Source organism: Shewanella sp. UCD-KL21 (genome assembly GCF_001957135.1).
Taxonomy (GTDB): Bacteria; Pseudomonadota; Gammaproteobacteria; order Enterobacterales; family Shewanellaceae; genus Shewanella.
On record NZ_MPHK01000002.1, the window covers coordinates 36,309 to 59,554 of the forward strand.

Below are 23,246 nucleotides of genomic sequence, written 5' to 3' on the forward strand. Positions count from 1 at the left end.
TTGCCCCAATAGCCAAAACTCATAACTTAGATGCTCATTATCCGATCGCGAGTTATATCGATAATTCAAAAACCTAAAAATAGAGCAATAAAAATGGGACCCTATGGTCCCATTTTTCAGTCACTAATTTGTTAGAAAAAGAAGATTAATCGTCCTTCTTCTTTACTGCTTTTTTCGCTGCAGGCTTTTTGGCCGCCGCTTTCTTAGCTGGCTTTTTCTTAGTCGATTCACTCACCCATTTGCCACCAATGAATTTTGATGACCAACCAGTGGCTTTTCCGTCAACTTCAGTAGCAACATATTGCTCTTTGGTTTTTCGACTAAATTTAACCGCGGCTTTATTACCATCATCATCAGTCACTGGCGCATCGGCAAGGTACTGATATTTTGGCCATAGTTGCTCACGATAATGAACCAGCTCTTCAACCAAAGGCGCACGTGTTTCACGAGATTTAGGGAACGTACTTGCTGCAAGGAAAATACCTGCCGCGCCGTCACGCAATACAAAATGCGCATCTGACTTAGTACATTTTAAATCCGGTAAGAAGATAGGATCTTCTTTAGGTGGCGCCGCTTCGCCGCTTTTTAGCAACTTGCGGGTATTTTTACATTCGGTGTTAGTACAACCAAAGTATTTACCAAAGCGGCCATTTTTAAGTTCCATATCATTGCCGCACTTATCGCATTCAATGATTGGCCCTTCATAACCTTTAATCTTAAATTGACCGGCTTCGATTTCGTAACCTTCACAGGTTGGATTATTACCACAAACATGCAATTTACGTTCTTCATCGATGAGGTAACTGTCCATCGCTGTGCCGCATTTGCCACAACGATGTTTAGCACGCAGCGCATCTGTTTCAGCATCTTCATTGTCGCTGACCGCTTCTTCACCAGGTGTTAAGTTCATGGTGGTTTTACAGCGCTCTTTTGGCGGCAATGCATAGCCAGAACAGCCCAAGAACACACCGGTAGTGCCGGTACGAATACCCATTGGGCGACCACAGGTTGGACACTTAATGTCTTCCGCTAGCACCATCTCATTAAGACGCATGCCGCCTTCTTCCGGGTCTAACTCGGCATGTTTAAGCTGCTTAGTTAAATCGCCATAGAAACCATCAAGGACTTTTTTCCACTCAAGTTTACCTTGAGCGACATCATCGAGGGTTTGCTCCATGCTAGCTGTAAAGTCAAAGTTCATAATGTCACTGAAGCTTTCAACTAAACGGTCACTAACAATTTCACCCATTTTTTCAGCGAAGAATCGACGGTTTTCTACTTTTACATAACCGCGGTCTTGAATGGTCGAAATAATCGTTGCATAGGTTGATGGACGACCAATACCGCGTTTTTCAAGTTCTTTCACTAATGACGCTTCACTAAAACGCGCAGGCGGCTTAGTAAAGTGCTGCTTAGGTAACAATTCATTCAGATCTAACACATCGCCTTTATTAACCACTGGCAAGGTCTTGTCTTCTTCGTTTTTCTTACCCATTGGCGGTTGCACTTTAGTCCAACCGTCAAAGCGCAGTGTACGACCACTGGCTTTAAGTTCGTAATCACCCGCAGTCACAGTCAAACGAGTCGCATCATATTTAGCTGGATTCATTTGACATGCAACGAATTGGCGCCAAATAAGCTCATAAAGGCGCTGAGCGTCTCTTTCCATGTCAGTCATTGTAGCTGATAGGATTTTAACGTTAGACGGTCTGATAGCCTCATGCGCCTCTTGAGCGCCCTCTTTACTACCATATCGAATTGGGTTTTCTGGTAAATAGTCGTTGCCGTACTCAGAAGCGATCATTTCCCGTACGCCATCTACCGCTTCTTGACTTAAATTAGTCGAGTCAGTACGCATATAGGTAATATGGCCCGCTTCATAAAGACGCTGCGCCATCATCATGGTCTTTTTAACACCAAAACCAAGACGAGTACTCGCTGCTTGTTGTAATGTTGAGGTGATATATGGCGCTGATGGTTTACTTGATGTCGCTTTATCATCACGACCGGTAACCACAAACTTTGAATCTTTTAACGCATCTAATGCTACTTGAGCTTGGGCTTCATTAATCGGGCTAAAGGCAGCCGACTGATATTTTGCCACTTGCATTTTTAGCTTTTGAGCTTGCGAGGTTGCTAAATCAGCGTGCACATCCCAAAATTCTTCAGGGACAAACGCCTTAATCTCACCTTCACGCTCAACTACCAGTCTAACGGCTACCGATTGAACACGGCCTGCAGATAAACCGCGAGCTACTTTTTTCCAAAGTAATGGTGACACCATGAAACCCACAACTCGGTCTAAGAAGCGACGCGCTTGTTGTGCGTTAACCATGTTGGTATCAAGTACCGACGGTTTGCTAAATGCATCTTGAATGGCTGTTTTGGTAATTTCGTTGAACACAACGCGTTGATAACGGGATTCGTCACCACCAATAATTTCCTGTAAATGCCATGCAATTGCCTCACCCTCTCTATCCAAATCGGTTGCGAGATAGATGTGGTCAGCAGTTTCAGCTAATGCTTGCAGCTCTTTAACGACTTTTTCTTTACCCGGTAGGATTTGATACTTAGCCGCCCAGCCTTTTTCTGGGTTAATCCCCATGCGGGCAACTAAAGCACGTTTATCCCGCGCAAGTTTGTATTTAGCTTTTTCTTCAGGCGCCATTTTTCTAACTTCAGCCGGCGTTTTAGTCGCAACCGTGCTGTCTGGCGATGATGATGTAGGCAAATCACGGATGTGACCTACACTCGATTTAACGATGAATTCTTTACCAAGGTACTTATTAATAGTCTTGGCTTTGGCCGGCGATTCGACAATAACTAGTGATTTACCCATAGTTTAATTTGCGCCAAAAAGTCTCTAACAGATATAAATTGGTTCCATATATAGAGTGTTGAGACGAATGTTTCAAGTAAATACCTCTAATATGTGTCCAGCGAGCCATTTTTTAATCAATTATAAAAAAGGAGAAAAAATAATATTGCGTTAATAAAAAGTAATATTTCATTATTTAGGGTCTAGCAAGTAAAACTTGTGCATGTTTAGTCACTTTTTCAATATTTGCGACCCGAGTCACCGCTTGTTAACCCTTATATCATCAGTATACTGACGGTAATTTCACAAATTTAAATCGTAAAAAACCTATTTAAATAACAATAATAATGACTTTTAAGGAAAATAAATGAAGCACTTCGAAGCAAACTTCGATGGTCTAGTCGGGCCAACGCACAACTATGCAGGGCTATCTTTCGGAAACGTTGCTTCATACAGTAACGCGGCCCAAGCATCAAACCCAAAGGCTGCCGCTAAGCAAGGGCTTCAAAAAGCAAAAGCACTTGCCGATCTCGGCATGGTTCAAGGTGTATTAGCTCCGCAAGAGCGACCAGACCTTTATTCGCTGCGTCGTATGGGTTTTGCTGGCTCTGACGCTGAAGTGTTAGCACAAGCTGCGAAACAAGCTCCTGCATTACTTAATGCCTGCTGTAGTGCTTCATCTATGTGGACAGCTAATGCGGCTACTGTTTCTCCAAGTGCTGACAGCCGAGATGGCAAGGTTCATTTTACGCCAGCAAATCTGGTAGATAAGTTACATCGTAGTATAGAACCTATAACTACGGCGAATATTTTAAAGGCAACATTTAAAGATGAACGTTTTTTTAAACATCATCAACATTTACCAGAACATGCAAGCTTTGGTGATGAAGGCGCAGCCAATCACACCCGTTTGTGTGGTGATTATGGTCATGCTGGGGTTGAGTTATTTGTCTACGGTCAAGAAGCGACTAATCCAAATGCAGTTAAACCGACTAAATACCCTGCAAGGCAAACATTAGAAGCATCACAAGCGGTCGCCCGATTACATCAACTCGATGACGAAAGCTGCGTTTTCATGCAGCAAAACCCTGATGTGATTGATCAAGGGGTTTTCCACAATGATGTTATTTCTGTCGGCAACCAAAATGTGCTGTTTTATCATGAGCAAGCATTTTTAAATACCGATGCAAAATTTGCTGAAATACGCAGTAAGATGAATGCAGAAATGCACTTTATCAAAGTAGCAACTGAGCAAGTATCAATAAATGATGCGGTTAAAAGCTATTTATTTAATACCCAAATTATTACATTACCAAATGGTGAGATGGCCATCATAGCGCCAACAAATTGCCAAGAAAACCCAGCGGTCCATGCTTATTTAAATGAACTGGTGACCTTAGGTACGCCGATAAAACAAGTTAAATACTTTGATGTCAAACAAAGCATGCAAAATGGCGGCGGCCCTGCTTGTTTGCGTTTACGTGTAGCAATGAGTGAGCTGGAGATTTCAGCGGTTAATCAACACACCTTAATGAATGATGCATTATTTAATCGCCTTAATACTTGGGTTGATAAGCATTACCGCGACAGTTTAGCTGTGGCAGACTTAGCCGACCCGCAGTTAATTATTGAATCGCGTACCGCATTGGATGAGTTAACTCAGATATTAAAACTTGGCAGTGTTTATCAATTTCAGAAGTAGCTTTTAAATAGTAATAAACACAAAAAGGGCGCCTAAGCGCCCTTTTTCAATTATTAACTCTATTTATAGAATGCTAATTGGGATAGTAATAACTTCAGTAACTGTTCCACCCGGAGTTTCTACTTTAACAGAGAACACTCCATTATTAGGCTCATCTTCACCTTTTAATGACACAGCAAAAGAGCGACCACCATTATGATTAGAACTTGGCCAAATATATTGGGATGTACTAGTTACTGACCCCGCAGATGCCGCGAATGTCACAATACTCCCAGCAGGTAGCTGTTGGTTATGCAAATCAGAAAGCGTGAAATAGACTGCTGCAGAGCCTTTGCCAATAATTTGAATTGGGAAACTAACTAAATCCCCAGTTAAATCATAATAAGCAGCAAAATGTCTTCTGACTAAAACTGCAGGGTCACCCGCATCATCAACACCAATCACTTCATCATCAACAACAATCTCAGTAGGTAGTGTTGCCACTGCAGTGCTACCCGACATCACCATTACAATACTACGGCGGACAAATAATGATTTTTCGTCAGTGATACCGTCAGCACAACCATCATGAGCCGGTTCAGAACAAAGTACGCCATTGTATAAGCCATCAGCTTTGTCAAAAACAGTATTAACATTGAAGTCGATTAACTCTTCAAGAGAGCCACCATCAAGGCCTTTTAAAGCATCCTCTGCTTGAGGGTTAAAAACAGTATCCTCATTGTAGTCATTAAAGGCATCGTCTAAGTCAAACTTTTGACCTGTGACATCTTTGCCATTTAAAAACTCATTGTATTCATCTGCATCAAAACGACCATTACCATTTAAGTCTGGGAAAGATTCTTCACCAATTGCCGTTGCTGTAATTGTTGCTCGCCCACCATATGGCTGACCATAAAAGTTGCCGTAAACGATGTTTGCTTCTGAACAGGTAAGGTCTTCTGTTTTATCGGCCAAGCTATAGCACTTAAGAGAGGCTTGTGGACTGATAGTTTGATTCCCTAAAGCATCGGTAAATGTCTTACCTTCTGGTCTAGGAAGTTGAGAGGTCCATATTACTGAACAAGCACCATTCAATGTTTGACATGCATCTTCAATCACACCACCTTCAGTGGTGAAAGATACTGTTGTGCCATCAGGGACTGGGTTATTAAATGCATCTGCCATACGTGCAGTGACAACAACCTCCGTACCTTCTTCATCCCAACCTTCAGCGTTATATACTTCAGCTGATAGTGAGAAACTATCTTGATCAGGAATACCCGTAGATACGATAAGCTGACTTGACTGGCTTGAAATTACAGGGCTAGATCCTTGCACTGTACCTGTCACACGCACAGAAGTTGCAACAGTACCTGTTGTGACAACAGTTTGAACAATACCATCGTTGTTAGTCGTTGCAGTAATCGGATCTATTGAAATACCACCCGCTATGGTATTCAATGAAAAATCTACTGCTTGGTTAGCAACAACATTACTGTTTTTATCTAACACGCGAAATTTGACCACTGACGATTCAATCCCGCCGGTACCTAAAATACCAATATTTTCAGGTTGTGCTTCTACAAATACAATACTACCGATATCTGCTTGTAGAATGTTTAAAGTTGCCACTGCAGATAAGCTAATGCCACCCGCGTTTGCAGTGACATTAATTTGATCTTCACCCACACAACCTTGAGCAAGATAGGTTGATGTCGCGACCCCATTTGACGAGGACACTGGTGAGCTAAGTTCGGCTTGAGCAGGAGATTTTGTCGCACAGGTTGAAGAGAAGTTAACATCTATAGGTTGGGTAAATGGATTACCTTCTTCATCTTGAATAAGCACAGTTACTGTTGCCGTGCCACCTGCAGTTAATTCTGCAGTACTCACTTGTGCAACACCTTTTTCAAAAGGTGAACCGCTACCCATTTCAACATTGGTTGCACCAACCACAACGATGGTTTCACCTTTTTCACCACTTGATAATGAAGCCGTCACTAATCCAGCACCCAAAGAGCTGCCGGCATAAATATCAACAGATGCTTTACCCTCATCGTCAGTTACTGCCGATGTAATCGGTAAATCACCAATATCAGAGGCAAAAGAAACGATTGTGGCGTTATTAATACCTGTCACAGTTGCAACTAATACACCCGGAGATAAAGTACTTATAGTATCAACAGCTTCACCTGCAGAATCAAATAATTGTAAGGTTACCTGAGCACCACCACCTGCCTCGCCACCATCACCAAGCATAGTAAAGGCTTTAGTGTCTATTTCACCTGACTCTATTGATGCAGACACTGAACCCGAGCCGGCTATCTCAGCTGAATAAAGTGTTATGGTTGCAATACCATCTGAATCTGTCACTGCTGATGCAGTCGCGTTATCAAACGTACCTAAATTTGAATCATTTAGTGCAAAAGTAACCAATTCACCAGCAAGTACACCATCAATTGAATTTGAAACTAACGCTGTAAGAGTTGAGCCATCAATTGCCGATATAACTTGGTTCGATAAAGCTAACTCTACAGTGGTAATATTAACTCCGCCGCCGCCGTTGCCATCACCGACCATAGTAAAAGCAACAGAATTACTTTCACCACTATCAATAGATGCTGTCACAGTACCAGAACCGGCGATATCAGCAGAAAAAAGCGTTATTGTTGCCACACCTTCAGAATTAGTCACTGCTGTTGCGGTTTCGTTATTAAAAGTTCCTAGCTCGGCATTATTTAATGCAAAAGTAACCAAAGTCCCTGAAACGGCACCAGTAGACGAGTTAATCACAGTTGCTGTTAATTCAGCACCGACAGTTGCATCTACATCTTGTGTGGAAATAGTTAATCCGACATCAATTGTGACAGGAACTGGATCCGTTCCTCCACTACCATCATCGGAAATGCTTCCTCCACCACTACAAGCAAATAGAAATATTGAACTTAAAAGCGCTAAAAATAGTCTTTGTGCTGACCTCATTGTCAGTCTCCCTGTTACATTAAACTCGTACTTATGAATTATAATAGTTACTTAGTAGGCGATATTAAACAAAATATTGCAACTTTCTCTTTACTCTACTGTTTTTTTCCACATTTATCCTCAAAAACTTTAACTTTTACACCATTTCATAAGATTTAGTTTCCTGCTAGGCTTTAAAATGTAAAAAATAAAATACTTATAAAAATGATGGGAAGGATGTAGTTTTGATTAATAAAAGTAAGCTTGGTTTAACAAGCAAAATACTAATAGGTATGGCAGCGGGTATTATTCTTGGATTAATTCTAAGAAATGTGTTTCCCGAAAGCTTATTCGTAAAAGATTATATTACTGAAGGTATCTTGCACGTTGTTGGAACCATCTTCATTTCAAGTTTAAAAATGTTAGTGGTTCCGCTAGTGTTCGTATCACTGGTGTGCGGTACCTGTTCGTTGAGTGACCCGTCCAAATTAGGCCGCCTTGGCGGTAAAACTATTGCGTTTTACATGTTCACCACTGCCATTGCTTTAACAGTAGCAATTTCAATGGCCATTCTGGTTCACCCAGGTAACGCATCACTGGCAACCTCTGCGATGGAATTCAGCGCTAAAGATGCCCCGAGCCTTGCTGAAGTCGTGATTAATATCGTACCAACAAACCCAATTGAAGCCATGAGCCAAGGCAACATGCTGCAAATCATTATTTTTGCAGTCATCTTTGGTTTTGCAATTTCACACATTGGCGAGCGCGGCGCACGTGTATCGGCATTATTTAATGATTTAAATGAAGTCATCATGCGCGTGGTTACTTTAATCATGCAACTTGCGCCTTATGGTGTATTTGCGCTGATGGCAAAACTAAGCTTAACCTTAGGTTTAGAAACCTTCGGTAGTGTTGTTCAATACTTCTTCTTGGTAATTTTTGTCTTACTACTGCAAGCATTAGTTGTTTATCCTACGTTACTCAAAGCATTCTCAGGTTTAAGCCCGTTAATGTTCTTACGTAAAATCCGTGATGTGCAATTATTTGCTTTCAGTACTGCAAGTTCAAATGCCACCTTACCTGTTACCATCGAGACGTGTGAACACCGTTTAGGTGCTGACAATAAAGTCGCCTCATTCACCTTACCTCTAGGCGCTACCATCAATATGGATGGCACCGCAATTATGCAAGGTGTGGCAACGGTATTTATTGCCCAAGTATTTGGTATTGAACTAAGCCTAATGGATTATGTAACAGTGGTTGTGACTGCGACATTGGCATCCATTGGTACTGCTGGCGTTCCTGGCGTTGGCTTAATCATGCTTGCCATGGTACTGAACCAAGTTGGCCTTCCTGTTGAAGGTATTGCATTGATTATCGGTGTCGATCGTCTGCTTGATATGATCCGTACCGCGGTTAACGTAACGGGTGACTCAGTCGCCACTATCGTCATTGCTAAATCTGAAGGTGAGTTCAATGAAGCTGTATTCAATGATTCACAAGCGGGTAAAGTAAGTGCAAGCTTTGAAGATCAAGTTAAGAACGTCAAAGCGTAAAATACATTGGTATTGAATATTTAGGCGCCATGTTATGGCGCCTTTTTTATTTGTGTTATAACCTAACTAATCAGATGCTTAACTCATGAGATTAAAATGGATTTTACCCTGCTTTCAACCCTTGCGGTTATTCACTCTTTAGCATTAATTAGCCCAGGGCCTGATTTCGCTATTATAGTAAAAACAGCCACACAACAAACTCGCAGCACTGCAATCATGTGCGCGGTAGGAATAAGCGTCGCTATATTAGTGCACAGTCTGTTATCGCTTTTAGGTATCAGCATCATGATCCAGCAATCTGCAATGGCTTACATAGTGGTGCAAATTATTGGGGTGAGTTACTTGGCATGGATGGGTTATGGCGCTTTAGCGGCCTCATACCGGGCATATACACAAACTCAAGCATCATCGGAGGAAACTGAACTCAATGCCAGTATCCCTCACCAAGGCACTATGTCTGCTTTAAAAGGCTTTCAAATTGGCCTTTATACTAATTTGCTAAACCCTAAAGCGTTAATATTCTTTATTACCATTTTTACCGTACTGGTGACACCACAGGTCACTATAGAAACGAAATTTGCTTCAGCTAGCTTATTATTTAGCTTATCTATCATTTGGTTTTGCTTTCTCGCCATCATATTAACCAACCCAAAAATTCAACACAAAATGGCTAAAGGCAATAATATGATTAATATCATTACCGGTATTATTTTCCTTGGCGTCGCTATTACCATTGCAATGTCATTAATATCCGAGCACCTATTGAGCTAGGGGCGATTGAAAGTTAAATGCCTCTGTGTCAGCTACAGTTAAGTATTTGGCTGCTAATATCTAACGATTAACAACGTAAGAGTATTTCCTATGAGAATTTTGGTAATCGAAGACGATCCGATTTTATCGCACCATCTAAATGTGCAGTTGTCTGAATTAGGCAATCAAGTCCAAGTGGCTTTGACGGCTAAAGAAGGATTTTATCAAGCAACCAACTATCCTATTGATATTGCCATCGTTGACCTTGGCCTACCCGATAAAGATGGCATGACATTGATTTCTGACATTCGAAATGCTGGCGTCAAAGCCCCTATTCTCATCTTAACCGCCAGAGTTAACTGGCAAGATAAAGTAGAAGGCCTGAATGCCGGTGCTGATGATTACTTGGTAAAACCATTTCAAAAAGAAGAGTTAGTCGCTCGTCTTGACGCTCTAGTGCGCCGCAGTGCAGGCTTTGTTAAATCGACCATCAGCTCAGGTGCACTGCAGCTTGATTTAGCCGCCAAACAAGTCTCACTGAATGATGCGCCAATGGAAGTCACCGCCTTTGAATATTTAATTTTGGAATACTTAATGCGCCACTGCCATGAGGTCGTTGCCAAGCAACGCTTACTTGATGTGATTTATGGTGATAAAGAAGGTGACCCTAATACTATCGAGGTAATGGTGAGCCGTATCAGAAAAAAATTGACTAAAGGCGCTATTGAAAACCCCATCGCAACAATACGCGGTCAAGGATATAAATTTAACTTACCATGCAGCTAAGATTTAAACCTAAAAAGCGTCTACTCACGAGGATGTTAATCACATCCTTAGCGATTATTGCACTTGTTGGCTTTGGCCTAGCTTGGTCATTGACCATTTTACACGCCCAAAATAGTTACAATGTCGAAACCTCGCAATTAATCGCTGAAATGCCTCAAATTGCAGCCGAATTAAGAGAGCACGACTTAATTCCGAAAAATAACAATTGGCTGCAAGAAAACAACAAACAAAAACGCTATCTCATGGCCAGTTGTGGTGACAATTATCGCCAAATTTGGACCTCTACACTGGCAAAAGAAAACGGCATTAATGACATTTGCAGCCGCTTTAAAACTGTTGCCGATACATCCCCGCCCTATTATCTCACCATGGCAAATAATAAGTCCTATTTTGCCTATCAATTACCGGTTGAGTTGAATCAACAGCAATACAATATGATTGTGCTTAAAGATGCAAAAACCGTTGAAAGAGACTTCAAACGCTTTAAACGCTTAACCTATCTGCGACTGGCAGTGGTGTTGGGTTTAGCCTTTATATTACTGATAAGTGCCGCCTATTGGGGCATGCACCCAATGATTACCCTTAAACAAGAGTTGCAAGCAATAACCAAGGGCAAAAAGCAAACTCTATCAAGTGATTACCCACAAGAGCTAAAGGGTGTCACCCAAGCATTAAACCAATTGTTAGTGCAATCTAGCGAGCAACAAACCCGCTATCAAAATGCCATGAATGATTTAGCCCATAGCTTAAAAACACGATTAGCTGCGGTTCACGCGATCACTGACGACAATCAGCTCAGTAAAGCCGATGCAAGTGAAAAAATCATGCAGCAAATAGGACAAATGGATCAACTCGTTAAATACCAACTCAAAAGAGCCTTGGTCGGCCGACAAGGGTTAGTACATGAACAAACGCCCGTATTACCCATGGTTGAGCAGTTAACACAAATGTTGTTGAAGATTTATCATGAAAAGTCAGTGCTGTTTAGCTGTGATATTGACCCCGATATAAGCTTTCCTGTCAACAAAGGTGATTTGATGGAGCTATGCGGCAATTTAATGGAAAATGCCTTTAGATTGTGTATCAGCCAAGTCAAGGTGACAGCCTGTTTTGATAACGATGGCACTGCGGTGTTAATTGTTGAAGATGATGGCCCTGGAGTTGAAAACTCGCTTATAGAGCGCATTATTCAGCGTGGCGTGCGCGCTGATACCCAATCCCCCGGTCAAGGTATTGGACTTGCTGTTTGTAATGAAATTGTCAGCAGTTATCACGGCATCTTGTCGATTACAGAAAGTCAGTTACAAGGTGCAAAATTTACCATTAAACTCCCAAATCAATAAGCATTACTTTGCTTTGGTAGCATAGAGTTGCTCAGCGCGATTAAACATTATCCATGAAGTGGCAATATATTTATCATCGCTGATAGGGATATTGCCCCTATGAGTGTGTGTAAAGCCTGCGGGAGCAATAACCATAGTGCCTTTTGTTGGCTTAATGGCTTTATTTTGATAGTAAAACTCAGTTTCACCGCCTTGCTCAACATCATTAAGGTAATACATATACAGTAATACCCTATGCAAAGCTTCATCAGAACCAGACTGCGGAAAATGTTCAGAATGCCAATGGGGGTAACCGCCTACATTTTGCTGATACTTTTGCACATTTACCGTACCGCTGCGGTATAAATATTGCGTTATTGCTTTGGCTTTATTTGCCCCTAGATCAGCAAAGTTATCAGGACTTAACGTAACTGCGTCACCTTTATCATTAGCTACAGTGACAGCGACCGCGCCCATCAGTGCCATAGGGTATTGGCTGAAGTAGTTTGCCGCATGAGTTAATGTTAACTGTAATAACTCATTTTTAAGCGGGGTTAAGTTATTGTGCAAGTCCAAGGTTAAATCTAAACTGCGCTTTTTTTGCCTATCGACACCCTGTCCGGTCTTTCCTTCAGTCACTCCTGAGTGATTATCGAATGCATTTCGTAACCTGTCGCACAAATCAGTACTAATCGCATTGGGTATAACGTCAATAAAATCCATAATCTATAGGCACTTTTTAATATTGTAATGATATTATGCTGCCACGGAATGTTTTGAACTGCAAAGTGCATACACATAACCACTATAAATAAAACAATAAACCAGGTGATATTCTTTTAATCTATGAACAAAAACATCAAAATTTCAATCAATCAACTTCAGGTAGGCCATTTCATTCGACTACCTATTTCATGGAAAGATCACCCATTTTTATTTAGTAATTTCAAACTAAAATCCCAGTCACAAATTGAATTAATTAAAAGCCTCAATATTAATGATATTTATTATGACGCCGAGCGCAGTGATTTAGGATTAATAGACTTAAAAAACTCAGCGAATAAAAACGCCAGTACAGTGGTTGATCCTGAGGAGCTAAAACAGATTAAAGCGAAAATGGAGTCTTACAAACAGATCCAAATAGAAGCCCAAAAAAAGTTACGCCGTAATTTAAAAAAAACCGAACAGCAATTTGAGCGCTCTATCGCCATGATGCGCTCAAGCGTATCAAAGCTTGGCAGTCGCCCTTTAAATTCGGTCAGCGATGCAAAAGAAATGATCACAGACATGACCAATATGCTATTGAGTTCTGATGATTTGGTGCTGCATTTAATGACTGATGCCAAGCCCAATGATGTCATTTTCCATCATTCACTCAATGTGTCGACAATGTGTATGATGCTGGCTAAAAACTTAAACTGGTCTCGTGATGAAATTGAACTTATAGGTCTTGGCGCGTTATTTCATGATCTGGGGAAACTAAAAATCCCCAGTAATATTATGAATAAACAAGTGCCACTAACGACACCGGAAAAGAACTTATTAAAACAGCATTCTTTGATGAGCCTCAACTTTTTAAAATTAGCTGACAGCTTTCCTGAGCAGGCTAAACCCATGATTGCTAATCATCATGAGTACCTTGACGGCTCTGGTTACCCCAAAGGCCTAAAAGGCGATCAGTTAGACAAATATTCACAACTAATAAGTGTTATTAATGAATACGATAACTTGTGTAACGGTACTAAGTTAGCAAAAGCTAAAACCCCTTATGCTTCTTTGGGGCTACTTTACAAAAATTATCAAAATAAACTTAACCCTGAGTACGTTGGTAAACTCATCAAAACCATCGGTGTTTATCCACCGGGCAGCCTGATCGAGCTTTCAAGTGGCCAATTTGGCATGGTGATGTCAGTAAATCTGAACAAGATATTATTTCCGCAAATTATGCTCTACGATCCTATCGTTCCAAAAGAGCAAGCGCCAATTATTGATTTAGAAAAAGAAGACATCAGCATTGTGCGCTGTTTGCCAGCGTCGGCATTACCCGAAAAAATCTTCAAGTATCTAAGCCCAAGAGAAAACATAAGTTATGCCATTGGCAATGCATAATCGAATAGCTGAGTTTGCGTTTTAACATCAGCATCGGCCAACAAAAAAGCCATTAACGGTTACGTTAATGGCTTTAAAGTCATCAGCTTTATAAAAGCGCTATAGCCAGCCTTTACGTTTAAAGAAGAAATACGTACCGGCAGCGCTGGCAAGCATCATTCCTATGGCCATGGGATAGCCAAAACGCCAATCTAGCTCAGGCATATTGGTAAAGTTCATTCCATAACTACTGGCAATTACCGTTGGCGGTAAAAACACCACTGCGGCAACTGAGAAAATTTTAATGATTTTAGTCTGTTGTATACCACTAAAGCCCATCGCTGCATCCAGCAAAAAGTTTAACTTATCGAAAATAAATTGGCTGTGGGGCATCAATGATTCAATATCAGACAGCATTTCACGCAAGTCTTTAATATTTTCTTCTGATAAATGCTCGCGGTAATAACGTTGGATATAACGTAAAGAGCGCTGAGTATCGAGCAAACTTAAGCGGATTTTACCGTTGGAATCTTCTTGTAAGGTAATGAGCTTAAACACATCATCTAATTCTTGATCTTCAAACACTTGCTCACCGACACTTTCAAGCACTGAGTAAACATCTTCAATTAAATCAGACAGGTAATCGACTTTAAGGGTAAAAAGTTCCAGCATTAATCCCTGAGGAGAGGTAACATCTAAGCGACCCAAGCGTAAGTAGTTACGCAGTAAGCGAATTAGGCCGATATCCTCTTCACGGATCGTCAGCAAAAAGTCCTTACGTAAATTGAAAGAAACGTTAATGCCTCTAACATCTGATCCTACACGCTGAGGGAATAATGAATTGATGTGTAAGCCATCTTTACTTTGGAAAAAACGAGCAGAGGCTTCAATCTCATTGATGTCTTCTTCTTCGGGTACTTCTTCTACCGAAAACCGACTTAGCCATTCCCTTTCATCATCATTGGGTTTAAACATATCTAACCACAATGTTCGATCGGGAATACTGTCTCGAACATTTAATTCGTGAACAGTTAACTTGCGATTTTCATAAACATAGGCAGTAATCATGTATCCCCCAATGTGGTCGATTTCTCGTCCACTGACAATAGGTTAAATTTGCTGGCTAGTGTACTAAAAAGAACACACATTGCCATGATAAAAATGTAAAAACAGCCAAATTCCCTAATTAATGTGCTGAAATCGTTAAATCTTTAAATTAACTTCAAAAAAAAGTGCCCATTTGGACACTTTAATTGTAAATCGTTGCTTTATTCACCTTTTAGGCGACGGTCTAATTGATCTTTTAAGTTTGCAGGCACGCCCTTAATCAAAAGCGTGTCAGAAATAGGATCGTAGATAACTCGCTCACCTAAATGGCCGCCATCAAAACTTAATGTTACCCCGCCACCGGTACCTGAAAACTTCTTCAAGGTGCGTAAACTGGCCTTATCCGCTGGAAACTCTTCATCAAGTTCATAAGAGCCACCGCAGGCAAAGTCATAAAACGAATCCATACCCGAGTCGGCAAGTTCATCCGCTAAATCTTTGACTTCAATATCAGCGCCTTCATCTGCTCTTTCTGAACAATACTCGAATACCTTGTCGCGGCACTGCTGACGCTCATCTTTGGTTAATTCACTACTTGCTACAAAATCTTCAACTGCATGCATTAGAGTTTTATTTTGCGCTTTCGTATTTACCCCTTCAACACAGCCCATAAAATCAAGGAAGAAGTCTGCCACTTTACGGCCCGCGCGGCCTCTAACAAATGAAATATATTTACGTGAAGCTTTGTCTGCTTGCCATTCGGTTAAATCGATTCTGGCGGCAAGTTGGACATTGGTTAAATCCAGATGATTATTTTGCGACAACTCCATATCATCAAGTACCGTCATTGAAGGCTTGGCATTAAGCAAGGCAACAAACAAATAATCGCTGGTCATGTTGGTATAGCAAGACATTAATAAAAAACCGCCTTGGCTAAAATCATATTTAGCGAGTTCTTCTTGTAAAAGCTTACTGGCAGCACTGCTAAACTCAACAAAGCCTAATTCACCACTGCGGTATTCGCTTAATGCATCAGAAAAAGCGGGATTTGCTTCGCCATCTTCGCCGTGGGTTCCAAAAAAGCCAAACCCTTTACCCGCTTTACCGGTATAGGTTTGGTGTAATTCTTCTAACATTGCTTCTACGGCGCTGCTATTTAATAGTGGCTGAGGTCTTAAACGACAACTTAGTTGCCCCTGACTATCTTGAGAAATTTCATGGATAATTGCTTGTTCGATATTAATGCTCATAAGCCCTAACTGATCTTTGTGATGGAAGCGAAATAGCGGTAGATATCATAACAGACCATGTTCAAAAATCTAAAAATAAAACCGTCAAATTACGTCAAATGCCTCTCCAGAGATCCAACGGTTAAACAGATGGTCAGTCCGCTTTAGAAAACACCAGCTCGAAACCCCATAATCGCTAACGCCCTGCAACAGAAACTTGCAGCGTATCAGCATTAAATCCGATATAATCACGTGCTAATTCATTACTTTTTGAACGATTTCGAATATGGCTATCCAATCTAAATACACCAACACCCAAGTTGAAGCATTAATTTCTGAGCTATTAGCAGTGCTGAATAAGCATCAAGCACCTACAGACTTAAGCTTAATGGTGCTAGGTAACTGCGTTTCTCACTTATTGGAAAACAAGGTACCCAGTGAGTCTCGTCAAGCAGTAGCTGAGCAATTCGCTAAAGCCTTGGCTCAATCTGTAAAAACCAGTTAAGTATCATTAAAAGGCATTTAAATTAATCAATTATCCTGTTATTTTTGATTAATACGGATTAGGAAAACGATACCGCATGGTTGAGCGCAAAAAACAAATGACCCGTGACAAAGTGTCACGTCTTGTTAACTGGGGCCACTGGTTTGCCTTCTTTAATGGCTTATTAGCTATTATTGTGGGAACACGGTATCTCAGTAGTGTGGGTTACCCTGAAACCTTTATTGGATGGGGTTACTTAGCCATTAGCAGTATTGGTCATTTTAGCTTTTTGGCTTTTATTGTTTACGTCGTTTTTCTCTTCCCTGCCACATTATTACTGCCTTATTCAAAAATACTGCGGGGTTATGCAGCCTTAATTGCAACCCTTGGCTTATGTATTTTACTCTATGACACCGTGATATTTGATGATTATGGTATTCACTTAAGTCCATTCGCGTTTGACTTAGCTTGGTCAGATCTCAATGCCCTATTAGGTAACACCTCTTATATTGCAACGCCTATCGGCATAATTTTAATTGAGCTCACAGCAGCGAATTTTCTGTGGAAACGAATTGAAAAAATAGAGAAAAAGCAGCTAGGTAATAAAGTCCTTGCTTTTATCGGTATTTGTTTTGTCAGTAGTCATGTTATCCATATTTGGGCAGATGCTAATGATGTTACCCAAATTACCCGTTTTGATGACACCATGCCATTGTCTTATCCGGCAACGGCACGCTCATTTATGGAAAACCACGGTATTGAAGGCACCACTGCGCCAGATAAGACCTATCAAACAAAATCAAAACAACTGAATTACCCAATAGCTGCGCTGCAATGCAAAGCGCAAAAACAACAAAATATCCTCATCGTCTCGGTTGACGGTTTAAGAGCTGATATGGTGAACTCGGCAACAATGCCGTTTTTCAGCCAGTATCAGCTGCAGAATAAACAATTTACTGAACACTTTAGTGGTGGCAACCAATTTAAAACCGGGATGTTTGCCTTACTTTATGGCTTACAAGGCAGCTATAGTGATAAAAAAGCGTTTGAGCATACTGCGCCAGTATTGACCCAAGTATTGTCAGAGCAAGGCTATCATCAAGCGGTATTTATGCCCCAAGACAATGCCGACGAATTTGCCAACCATGCCATTTTTGACGGCATGGATATGCACCTAAGCCATAGTGATATTGGTAGCGCCCAAACCGACATCAAAAATACTGAGCTATTTATTCAATGGCAAGCTCAGCAAGCCACGCCTTGGTTTTCATTGGTAAACTTATCTGCTACTAAGCACTATGACACCCCAATTGGCTTTTTAGGCATTGAAACCGTTAAACCCCATCTAAGCTTAAAACCTGCTGAAAAAGTGTTATATAACCAATATAGACAGTCGCTATTCTTTATCGATCAGCAAATACAACAACTGCTTACAAACCTTGATGAGCAAACCTTAGTCATTGTCACCGGTACCCACGGACAAATTTTCAGTAGTAATCCTCGTGAAGTTAATCAGGATCTTTCGCCTGCTAATGTCAAAGTGCCCTTTGTTATGCATTGGCCTAAAACAAGCTCTGATACCGTAAATTATCGAACTAGCCACTATGGCGTAGTGCCGACAATCATGGGGCAAGCACTGCACTGTAATAACCCAATCACCGATTACAGCTCTGGTTATAACCTATTACAACCTAGCGAGCAGAGCTGGGTTTATATCGGTGACAGCAGTACATTTGCAATTTATCAACGAGATGAAATTACGGTTCTAGGCCGACACGGAAAATATCGAATTTATGATATCGACTACAAAAAACGTCTTAAGCGAAAACTCAGTGCTCCTGAGCTAATTCAGGTCATGCGAGAAGGTCGAAGGCTTTACAATAAATAACCATTAAACCGTGGTTGTGACTATTTAACTCAATCGCGGTTTAGTCGTCAGAAAATATTGACTATTATCCAAGCGAAAGATAACTAAAGATGTAAAAGCTACAGAGCAAATGCCTGTTTATTAATCATTTAAATTCAATTTTGCATTTTATTGTTGCGGCGCAAATACCTTCTAGGTAATCTAGCTAAAGAATGACGTTCGGGATATGGCCTAGTCCGGTAAGGCGCTTGTCTGGGGGACAAGAGATCACAGGTTCAAATCCTGTTATCCCGACCAATTCTTCTGCTTTAGTGTTACCTCCCTTCTTTAAGTTTTCGTTTGCCTAAATAACACATAAAATCAATACACATTAATTAAGCTCTGCGGCTTAAATTAGCTTAATAACTTCATCTGTCGTTGCCGCACAAGTAAAATATCACCACATAAGCCCAAGCCGAGTTTTAATCCTCAAATCTCAGTTTCAGCGCTTTCATCTATCTTTGTCACCTAAAGAACTATTCTCTATTAAATATGTGATAGAGGTTAGAAATTAGCATGACGAAATCGGTTATATTGCGCCAAGATTTTACCTCTTGATTAAAATATTCTGACTCAAGACACTCTGTTCAAGACGGCCTTACTCAGAACATCATCAAACTATTGTCAAATTGTCGGAGAATTCCTATGTGGTGGCGCGTACTATTAATCACCTTTGCGTACATGTTACTTGGCGCACACTTTTTGCGATACGCTCAAATGCCATTAGCCATAATTTGTGCGGTTTTGCCGTTACTTTTGGCTTTTAAAAGTAACTTTTTAAACCGAGTAATCCAAATCGGCTTGGTATTAGGTACCATCGCGGTATGGGGCGTAAGCACGGTTCAATATATTGATTTACGAATTGCCATGGAGCAACCTTGGCAGCGCCTTGCTGGGATTATGACAGGGGTAATGCTATTTAGTCTATTTGCCAGTTACTCGGTCAATGGTTTAGTGAAACAAGCTAGAAGCAAACAAAGCTTATTTAGATAAATGATGTAGATAACAGCTGTTATGAAAGCCGTTTAATCACCTTTAAATAACAATACCGACAATATGTCGGTATTTTTCTGTCATCGCCTAAGGCTTATGCCTGCAAGCTAAAACATTCAGGTTTGCCATTTAGCTTTTCGAATTAGCTTTGGGCTTCGATTTCGGCATCAGCCAATGACTAATTTGGCGTCTTCTTAGCCATAGCAAACACGCTATCACAGCAATATAAATACTCGGTTCGATAATCTCAGATTTGACCGACCAGTAAAAATGAATCGGCGCCAATATCGCTAACACATAAATCCAATTATGTAATGATTGCCAGCGTCTACCCATACTGCGCCTTAATGCTTTAAAAGACGTCACCGCGAGCAATAGTGCAATAATAAAGCCGCTAAACCCGACTAAAATGTAAGGCCGTTTAATGACTTCTTCAATTAAAAAGCCCCATGCAAACAGCAAATCTAAACTGATAAAGGCGCTAATGTGTAAACAAGCATAGGCAAATACATATAAACCCACTAGCCGCCTTGTTTGCAATAACAAGCCTTGTTTAGTCAGCTTAGCCAGTGGTGAGATCATTAAGGTCACCACCAAAGCATTTATCGCCCCCATACCGGTAAAATGAATAATATATTGCACCGGATCGCCACCAGCATTATCGGTTACTACCAACATAATTAAATAAACAAATGGTAAGATAAAACCAAGATGTAAAAGCCCTTTTAACCACAATAAACCACCCGGGGTTAAGCGCATTAATAATACTTCCTCAAATCAAGATTGTTATATAAACCAGCCACAGACTCACCATAACCATTAAACATTTGCGTTGGGATACGTTTGGCTGAAAACAAACCTCCTTCACCAATACTGCGCTCAGAGGCCTGCGACCAACGAGGATGATCAACCTGCGGATTCACATTGGCATAAAAACCATATTCACTGGGCGCTAATTGGTTCCAACTGGTAGGCGGCTGTTTATCGGTAACGCGGATTTTAACGATGGACTTAATACTCTTAAAACCATACTTCCAAGGTAAAACTAATCTCACTGGGGCACCATTTTGCGGCGGCAAGGTTTTACCATATAAACCTACAGCAAGAAATGGCAATTCATTCATGGCTTCAGCAATGGTTACCCCTTCCACATAAGGGTAATGTATTCCGCCGCCCATTAAACGATTTCGCTGCCCCGGCATTTGGTCAGGGTCAAACAAGGTCTCAAAGGCCACATGAGTCGCTTTGTTAGATACCCCTGCCATTTTCAATAACTCAGCCAGTGAAAACCCTACCCAAGGCACCACCATTGACCACGCCTCTACACATCTTAGGCGGTAAATACGTTCTTCAAGGGCGAACTTAGTGGTTAAGTCGTTCAAATCTAGAGTTAACGGTTTATCCACTAAACCTTCAATTTTAAGCTCCCAAGGGTTCACTTGAAATGATTGTGCGTTTTCAAACGGGTCTTGTTTGTTAGTGCCAAATTCATAGAAATTATTGTGACGGGTAATTTTGTCTTCTGGAGTTAACTTATCATCACTTTGAAAGCGGCTGGGCTTAGTATAATCAAGACCTTGCACTGCAAACGCGGGTTTATCGTCACTGCCAAACAAATCGAATAAACCCGCCTGCACTTGCCCCGGCAAGCTAGCCCCAAGCGAGCCTAGCCCCAAGGCTTTTACGATATTTCGCCTATCTTTAAACACCGCTTCAGGGGTGACTTGATTGTCTTTTAATGCCCATGATGGTGGGTTGGCAATGCCTTTGAAAAAACCTTTCTTTGACACCATAGGTCACCTCATTCAATTATTATCATTTGATATAAACAGTAGACAGTCTAATACGCGTTTAAATTTCAAAAAGTTTACAATTTTGCTGTTTTGAGTTTAATAATTAAGCGCTTAAGTATTAAATAGCCCCTTTGCAGCTTGCAGTGTACTGCCCTGCATGAGAATCTTAAGCATCATTTTTTGCAGGTTTTTTGCATGACATTTCCTACAAGTTTAACTATCCCCGAAATTATCGTTTTAGCCGCCGTCGCTTTTTTATCGCTTCTTATTGGCGCATTACTTAATCAGCGGTTAACCCGTCAGCGCTGGGAGCAACACAGGCAGCGCATTGCTGAAGAAATGAGCCAATTAACTGCTGAATTTGAAATTAAACAGCAAACACTTACAGAGCAAATTGATGACAAACAAGATGCGTTAATGCTCACTCAAAATAAGCTCGAGTCATTGATTGGTCAATTAGCTAAAATGGAAGCCTTTGCCGAAAGAGTGCCATTACTAGAACAACAGTTAAACGATGGCCAGCGTAAGTTCATGGAAACCCAGCTAGCACTGTCTAAATCTAATGCGATTCAACAAAGCATTCAAGCCCAGGCTAACATCGAAAAAACCGCCTTAAATGACAAAATCGCCTTACTAGAATCAGCCGAAGAAAGGCTAAAACTGCAATTTGAAAACCTGGCCAACCGTATTTTCGAGGAGAAGTCAGAAAACTTTAAGAAGCAAAATGTCAGCCAAATGGATGGCGTGCTTGGGCCCTTAAAACAGCAGCTAGAAGGCTTTAGACAACAAGTTAGAGAATCCTATAGCCAGGAGCAAACTGAGCGCAGCGCCCTTAAACATCAACTTGATGCACTCAAAGAGTTAAATTTGAGAATGAGTCAAGATGCAGTCAATCTGACCAAAGCGCTTAAAGGCGATAACAAGCAACAAGGTAATTGGGGTGAAGTGATCCTTGAACGAGTCCTACAAGAAAGTGGTCTGCGTGAAGGCCATGAGTACGATACCCAGCAAGATTTAAAAGACGATCAAGGTAAACGCTTTAAACCTGATGTCATCGTTCACCTACCTGAACAAAAAGATGTGGTGATTGATGCCAAAATGTCATTAATTGCCTACGAGCGCTTTTTTAATAGTGAAGACGAGCTAGTGCAGCAACAGGCGATAAAAGAGCTGGCTTTATCTATTCGTCAACACATTAAAGGCCTAAGCCATAAGGACTATCACAAGCTACATGGCCTCAAAAGTCTCGACTATGTATTAATGTTTATTCCAATAGAGCCTGCATTTTTACTGGCACTGGAGTCAGATCCTAGCTTGGTCAATTTTGCTCTCGATCATAATATTATGTTAGTCAGCCCAACGAACTTATTAGTGGCACTGCGCACCATTAACAATATTTGGCGCTATGAGTACCAAAACCAAAATGCCCAAAGTATCGCAGCCCAAGCTGGTAAAATTTACGATAAATTATGCAGCTATGTTGACGACATGGATAAACTGGGCCGCGCTTTAGACACTGCCGATAAAGCCTACCAGCAAGCAATGAATAAACTGTCCCAAGGTAAAGGTAATTTAATAAGGCAAGCCCATGTTATGCAAAAATTGGGTGTTGAAACCAGTAAAAACCTTGATCCTCAATTAATAAATAAAGCCTTAGATGACTCTAAAGAGTCATAAGCGGTTTTAATTTAGTTTTTATAAGCAATTTTTATGAGCAATTATAGCTAATTGCACTATTCTTTGGCTTGAGGTGGCAACACCTTAAGCAAAAATAGACACTTGGCTAATATTGATAATGCCGCTTAATAGATACTATTCATTAATTAGATTCA

The 23,246-nt window shown here is 40.9% G+C and carries 17 protein-coding genes and 1 tRNA gene; 11 read left to right on the plus strand and 7 right to left on the minus strand.

Translation table 11 applies throughout. The features are described from left to right. Positions 1–145: 145 nt before the first annotated feature. The gene (gene topA / locus BM739_RS02195; protein ID WP_076536844.1) at positions 146–2,839 is read right to left on the minus strand and encodes a type I DNA topoisomerase; all 2,694 of its coding nucleotides are present in this window, start codon (positions 2,837–2,839) and stop codon (positions 146–148) included. A 346-nt stretch (positions 2,840–3,185) separates the two neighbouring features. On the opposite strand from topA, the gene astB reads away from it, so the two are divergent. After that, positions 3,186–4,520, plus strand: coding sequence for an N-succinylarginine dihydrolase (astB, locus tag BM739_RS02200; RefSeq protein ID WP_076536846.1), 1,335 nt, complete (start codon positions 3,186–3,188; stop codon positions 4,518–4,520). 63 nt (positions 4,521–4,583) lie between these two features. On the opposite strand, the gene BM739_RS02205 is transcribed toward astB, so the two are convergent. Continuing rightward, the gene (locus tag BM739_RS02205; RefSeq protein ID WP_076537320.1) at positions 4,584–7,079 is read right to left on the minus strand and encodes a hypothetical protein; all 2,496 of its coding nucleotides are present in this window, start codon (positions 7,077–7,079) and stop codon (positions 4,584–4,586) included. A 626-nt stretch (positions 7,080–7,705) separates the two neighbouring features. On the opposite strand from BM739_RS02205, the gene BM739_RS02215 reads away from it, so the two are divergent. From BM739_RS02215 to BM739_RS02230, 4 genes are all read left to right on the plus strand, one after another. Further along, positions 7,706–9,016 (plus strand): dicarboxylate/amino acid:cation symporter, encoded by a 1,311-nt coding sequence (locus tag BM739_RS02215; protein ID WP_139326798.1) that lies wholly within the window; start codon positions 7,706–7,708, stop codon positions 9,014–9,016. Between the two features lie 96 nt (positions 9,017–9,112). After that, complete coding sequence (locus BM739_RS02220) at positions 9,113–9,787, plus strand: LysE family transporter (protein WP_076536848.1); 675 nt, start codon at positions 9,113–9,115, stop codon at positions 9,785–9,787. 90 nt (positions 9,788–9,877) lie between these two features. Then, on the plus strand, positions 9,878–10,552 hold the full coding sequence (locus BM739_RS02225; RefSeq protein ID WP_076536850.1) for a response regulator: 675 nt from the start codon (positions 9,878–9,880) through the stop codon (positions 10,550–10,552). After that, complete coding sequence (locus BM739_RS02230) at positions 10,543–11,895, plus strand: ATP-binding protein (RefSeq protein ID WP_076536851.1); 1,353 nt, start codon at positions 10,543–10,545, stop codon at positions 11,893–11,895. Before BM739_RS02225 ends, BM739_RS02230 begins: the two co-directional genes overlap by 10 nt. Before the next feature lie 3 nt (positions 11,896–11,898). Here BM739_RS02230 and BM739_RS02235 read toward each other — a convergent pair whose 3' ends face one another. Further along, the gene (locus BM739_RS02235; protein ID WP_076536853.1) at positions 11,899–12,597 is read right to left on the minus strand and encodes a 2OG-Fe(II) oxygenase; all 699 of its coding nucleotides are present in this window, start codon (positions 12,595–12,597) and stop codon (positions 11,899–11,901) included. A 123-nt stretch (positions 12,598–12,720) separates the two neighbouring features. On the opposite strand from BM739_RS02235, the gene BM739_RS02240 reads away from it, so the two are divergent. Next, a complete protein-coding gene (locus BM739_RS02240) occupies positions 12,721–13,983 on the plus strand; it encodes a DUF3391 domain-containing protein (RefSeq protein WP_076536854.1) in 1,263 nt (420 codons plus the stop codon). Positions 13,984–14,082: 99 nt separating this feature from the next. Here the strand turns inward: BM739_RS02240 and corA are convergent, their stop codons facing one another. Next, positions 14,083–15,030, minus strand: a complete 948-nt coding sequence (corA, locus tag BM739_RS02245; RefSeq protein ID WP_076536856.1) for a magnesium/cobalt transporter CorA — start codon at positions 15,028–15,030, stop codon at positions 14,083–14,085. A gap of 200 nt (positions 15,031–15,230) precedes the next feature. Next, a complete protein-coding gene (yejK, locus tag BM739_RS02250) occupies positions 15,231–16,259 on the minus strand; it encodes a nucleoid-associated protein YejK (RefSeq protein ID WP_076536857.1) in 1,029 nt (342 codons plus the stop codon). A gap of 265 nt (positions 16,260–16,524) precedes the next feature. On the opposite strand from yejK, the gene BM739_RS02255 reads away from it, so the two are divergent. The 4 genes from BM739_RS02255 to BM739_RS02270 all read left to right on the plus strand — a co-directional run bounded on the left by BM739_RS02255 (position 16,525) and on the right by BM739_RS02270 (position 19,621). Continuing rightward, a complete protein-coding gene (locus tag BM739_RS02255; RefSeq protein ID WP_076536859.1) occupies positions 16,525–16,743 on the plus strand; it encodes a YejL family protein in 219 nt (72 codons plus the stop codon). A gap of 76 nt (positions 16,744–16,819) precedes the next feature. Continuing rightward, a complete protein-coding gene (locus BM739_RS02260) occupies positions 16,820–18,610 on the plus strand; it encodes a DUF3413 domain-containing protein (protein WP_076536860.1) in 1,791 nt (596 codons plus the stop codon). A gap of 199 nt (positions 18,611–18,809) precedes the next feature. Beyond that, positions 18,810–18,886 (plus strand) — tRNA-Pro (locus BM739_RS02265). A gap of 387 nt (positions 18,887–19,273) precedes the next feature. After that, the gene (locus BM739_RS02270; protein WP_076536862.1) at positions 19,274–19,621 is read left to right on the plus strand and encodes a hypothetical protein; all 348 of its coding nucleotides are present in this window, start codon (positions 19,274–19,276) and stop codon (positions 19,619–19,621) included. Between the two features lie 129 nt (positions 19,622–19,750). Here BM739_RS02270 and msrQ read toward each other — a convergent pair whose 3' ends face one another. Both msrQ and msrP read right to left on the minus strand, forming a co-directional pair. Beyond that, positions 19,751–20,380: a protein-methionine-sulfoxide reductase heme-binding subunit MsrQ gene (msrQ, locus tag BM739_RS02275; RefSeq protein ID WP_076536864.1), complete on the minus strand. Its 630-nt coding sequence runs from the start codon at positions 20,378–20,380 to the stop codon at positions 19,751–19,753. Then, positions 20,380–21,414 carry a protein-methionine-sulfoxide reductase catalytic subunit MsrP gene (gene msrP, locus BM739_RS02280; protein WP_076536866.1) on the minus strand — a complete coding sequence of 345 codons (1,035 nt, stop codon included), beginning with the start codon at positions 21,412–21,414 and terminating at the stop codon, positions 20,380–20,382. Before msrP ends, msrQ begins: the two co-directional genes overlap by 1 nt. Before the next feature lie 195 nt (positions 21,415–21,609). Between msrP and rmuC the strand changes: the two genes are divergently transcribed. Further along, complete coding sequence (gene rmuC, locus BM739_RS02285) at positions 21,610–23,091, plus strand: DNA recombination protein RmuC (RefSeq protein WP_076536868.1); 1,482 nt, start codon at positions 21,610–21,612, stop codon at positions 23,089–23,091. The last annotated feature ends 155 nt before the right edge of the window (positions 23,092–23,246 follow it).

Coding starts and splice junctions, on each gene's coding strand:
- msrP (WP_076536866.1), bottom strand. CDS start 21,414: ATGGTGTCAAAGAAAGGTTTTTTCAAAGGCATTGCCAACCCACCATCA.
- BM739_RS02220 (WP_076536848.1), top strand. CDS start 9,113: ATGGATTTTACCCTGCTTTCAACCCTTGCGGTTATTCACTCTTTAGCA.
- astB (WP_076536846.1), top strand. CDS start 3,186: ATGAAGCACTTCGAAGCAAACTTCGATGGTCTAGTCGGGCCAACGCAC.
- BM739_RS02240 (WP_076536854.1), top strand. CDS start 12,721: ATGAACAAAAACATCAAAATTTCAATCAATCAACTTCAGGTAGGCCAT.
- msrQ (WP_076536864.1), bottom strand. CDS start 20,380: ATGCGCTTAACCCCGGGTGGTTTATTGTGGTTAAAAGGGCTTTTACAT.
- BM739_RS02235 (WP_076536853.1), bottom strand. CDS start 12,597: ATGGATTTTATTGACGTTATACCCAATGCGATTAGTACTGATTTGTGC.
- BM739_RS02260 (WP_076536860.1), top strand. CDS start 16,820: ATGGTTGAGCGCAAAAAACAAATGACCCGTGACAAAGTGTCACGTCTT.
- BM739_RS02205 (WP_076537320.1), bottom strand. CDS start 7,079: ATGGTCGGTGATGGCAACGGCGGCGGCGGAGTTAATATTACCACTGTA.
- BM739_RS02230 (WP_076536851.1), top strand. CDS start 10,543: ATGCAGCTAAGATTTAAACCTAAAAAGCGTCTACTCACGAGGATGTTA.
- corA (WP_076536856.1), bottom strand. CDS start 15,030: ATGATTACTGCCTATGTTTATGAAAATCGCAAGTTAACTGTTCACGAA.
- topA (WP_076536844.1), bottom strand. CDS start 2,839: ATGGGTAAATCACTAGTTATTGTCGAATCGCCGGCCAAAGCCAAGACT.
- BM739_RS02225 (WP_076536850.1), top strand. CDS start 9,878: ATGAGAATTTTGGTAATCGAAGACGATCCGATTTTATCGCACCATCTA.
- rmuC (WP_076536868.1), top strand. CDS start 21,610: ATGACATTTCCTACAAGTTTAACTATCCCCGAAATTATCGTTTTAGCC.
- BM739_RS02270 (WP_076536862.1), top strand. CDS start 19,274: ATGTGGTGGCGCGTACTATTAATCACCTTTGCGTACATGTTACTTGGC.
- yejK (WP_076536857.1), bottom strand. CDS start 16,259: ATGAGCATTAATATCGAACAAGCAATTATCCATGAAATTTCTCAAGAT.
- BM739_RS02255 (WP_076536859.1), top strand. CDS start 16,525: ATGGCTATCCAATCTAAATACACCAACACCCAAGTTGAAGCATTAATT.